The organism is Dolichospermum sp. UHCC 0259 (assembly GCF_009711935.1).
Classification (GTDB): domain Bacteria; phylum Cyanobacteriota; class Cyanobacteriia; order Cyanobacteriales; family Nostocaceae; genus Dolichospermum.
The window spans coordinates 1-1,787 of the sequence record NZ_VIKX01000144.1 but is presented as its reverse complement, the minus strand read 5'-3'; the positions used below and the strand labels follow the sequence as shown (position 1 = coordinate 1,787).

The following is a 1,787-nucleotide window of genomic DNA, read 5'->3' as shown; positions in this document are numbered from 1 at the left end:
ACTTCTACCTACCCTATAAACTCTCGAAAGTGGGGGGAGAGTGAAAAACTACGATTTGATCTATTGTGTGCGATAGCGAAACACGATCTAGCGATCGCATTTCTATAGCATTTCCTAGTCTAACAAAGTACAAATTTATCCGCGTCTATCTGCGGTTAATTCTTTCTCGCTGTACCTCAATTAGACGGGAATCGCTATAAAATTTACAAAACATCTATCTCTGTTATATAATTCGAGTACATTTGTAAACTATTGAGATAGTTATGACTCAGATTACAATTGAAGAAGCTACTAAAAATTTATCTAATATTCTGGAGCAAGTAGCTAAAGGTGAGCAATTTGTTCTGATGAAAGAAGGGAAAGAAGTAGCTCGTATTCTTCCTCCACAACAGGCAAGAAAAGCATTTCCTAGTTTAAACTCTTTTAGAAAATAATCTACATTGATTTGCTCTATGGATATATTAAACATCCGCACAAAAGTAATCATAGAAATTAATCTCATCTCAGAAGATAAAGGAGCATAAATTAATGACAATTGTTAAAGTTCCTAAAGATTATTTAATCATTTCAACTTCAGATTCAATGATTTTTGGTTCTTCCGTAGTTGTTATGCCAAGTATGAGTTTATTTACCCTATAAACCTTATAAATAAAGGGTTTCATTGTTTTTGATATCAAATTATGTCAAATTCACCGATGAATCAACGTAAAATCTTTATATAGTAAGGATTTTGGGGTTTGGCAAAATGATTTAGCATAGTAAGTACCGAAGAGCCTGATTTTTTTAGTATAATGAATAAAATAACCTTTCAGTGGGATGAAGAAAAAAATAAAATTAATCAGCAAAAACATGGTATTTCCTTTGAAGAAGCTGAATCAGTTTTCTTTGATGATTATGCTGTTCAATTTTGGGATGAAGAACACTCTGAAGAAGAAGAGCGTTTTTTACTTCTAGGTATAAGTTATAAAATGAGAATATTACTCGTAGTACATTGTTTTCGAGAAGAAGACTCTATAATTAGAATGATATCCGCCAGAAAAGCGACTAAAAATGAAACTAAAGAATATAGGAGATAAACCAATGAAACCAGAATATGATCTCTCAAAAATGCAAAAAAGACCTAATCCTTTTGCTAAACAGTTAAAAGAACAAGTCACTATTCCTTTAAGAATTGATGTGATTGAATATTTTGAAATGATGGCTAAAGAAGAAGGTATATCTTATCAAGAATTAATTAATCTTTATTTACAAGATTGTGTAGTTTCGAGGAGAAAATTATCTTTAAAATAAGTTAAACTTTAACAGTAAATTAGGTTACAAGCAACTTCTTACCCTAATAAATAGGAGCATAAATCAATGGGTTTCATCTATCTCCGGTTAATTCTTTCTTGCCGTACCTCAATTAGACGGGAATCGCTATAAAATTTACAAAACATCTATCTCTGATAATTCGAGTACATTTGTAAACTATTGAGATAGTTATGACTCAGATTACAATTGAAGAAGCTACTAAAAATTTATCTAATATTCTGGAGCAAGTAGCTAAAGGTGAGCAATTTGTTCTGATGAAAGAAGGGAAAGAAGTAGCTCGTATTCTTCCTCCACAACAGGCAAGAAAAGCATTTCCTAGTTTAAACTCTTTTAGAAAATCTATAGTTTTAAAAGGGAGTACAATGAGTACCACAATATTAGAAGAAAGAGAGCTACTAAAACTTCCTGAACCAACAGCTCACTAGTGGTCTGTCAAGCAAAAAATTGTGAATTTGAGAGAGAATAGGGGGGCTATT

4 protein-coding genes are annotated in these 1,787 nt (G+C 31.7%); all 4 read left to right on the top strand.

What is annotated here, in order from left to right:
• Nucleotides 1–263: 263 nt before the first annotated feature.
• The 4 genes from FJR05_RS11575 to FJR05_RS11560 all read left to right on the top strand — a co-directional run bounded on the left by FJR05_RS11575 (nucleotide 264) and on the right by FJR05_RS11560 (nucleotide 1,736).
• Nucleotides 264–434, top strand: a complete 171-nt coding sequence (locus tag FJR05_RS11575; RefSeq protein ID WP_168644228.1) for a type II toxin-antitoxin system Phd/YefM family antitoxin — start codon at nucleotides 264–266, stop codon at nucleotides 432–434.
• 357 nt (nucleotides 435–791) lie between these two features.
• Nucleotides 792–1,076, top strand: coding sequence for a BrnT family toxin (locus FJR05_RS11570; RefSeq protein WP_168644227.1), 285 nt, complete (start codon nucleotides 792–794; stop codon nucleotides 1,074–1,076).
• 4 nt (nucleotides 1,077–1,080) lie between these two features.
• A complete protein-coding gene (locus tag FJR05_RS11565; RefSeq protein WP_168644226.1) occupies nucleotides 1,081–1,290 on the top strand; it encodes an antitoxin in 210 nt (69 codons plus the stop codon).
• A gap of 191 nt (nucleotides 1,291–1,481) precedes the next feature.
• Complete coding sequence (locus FJR05_RS11560; protein ID WP_168644225.1) at nucleotides 1,482–1,736, top strand: type II toxin-antitoxin system Phd/YefM family antitoxin; 255 nt, start codon at nucleotides 1,482–1,484, stop codon at nucleotides 1,734–1,736.
• The last annotated feature ends 51 nt before the right edge of the window (nucleotides 1,737–1,787 follow it).

What these genes read in the sequence shown, in the direction of transcription:
- FJR05_RS11570 (WP_168644227.1), top strand. Translation starts at nt 792, where the DNA reads ATGAATAAAATAACCTTTCAGTGGGATGAAGAAAAAAATAAAATTAAT.
- FJR05_RS11575 (WP_168644228.1), top strand. Translation starts at nt 264, where the DNA reads ATGACTCAGATTACAATTGAAGAAGCTACTAAAAATTTATCTAATATT.
- FJR05_RS11560 (WP_168644225.1), top strand. Translation starts at nt 1,482, where the DNA reads ATGACTCAGATTACAATTGAAGAAGCTACTAAAAATTTATCTAATATT.
- FJR05_RS11565 (WP_168644226.1), top strand. Translation starts at nt 1,081, where the DNA reads ATGAAACCAGAATATGATCTCTCAAAAATGCAAAAAAGACCTAATCCT.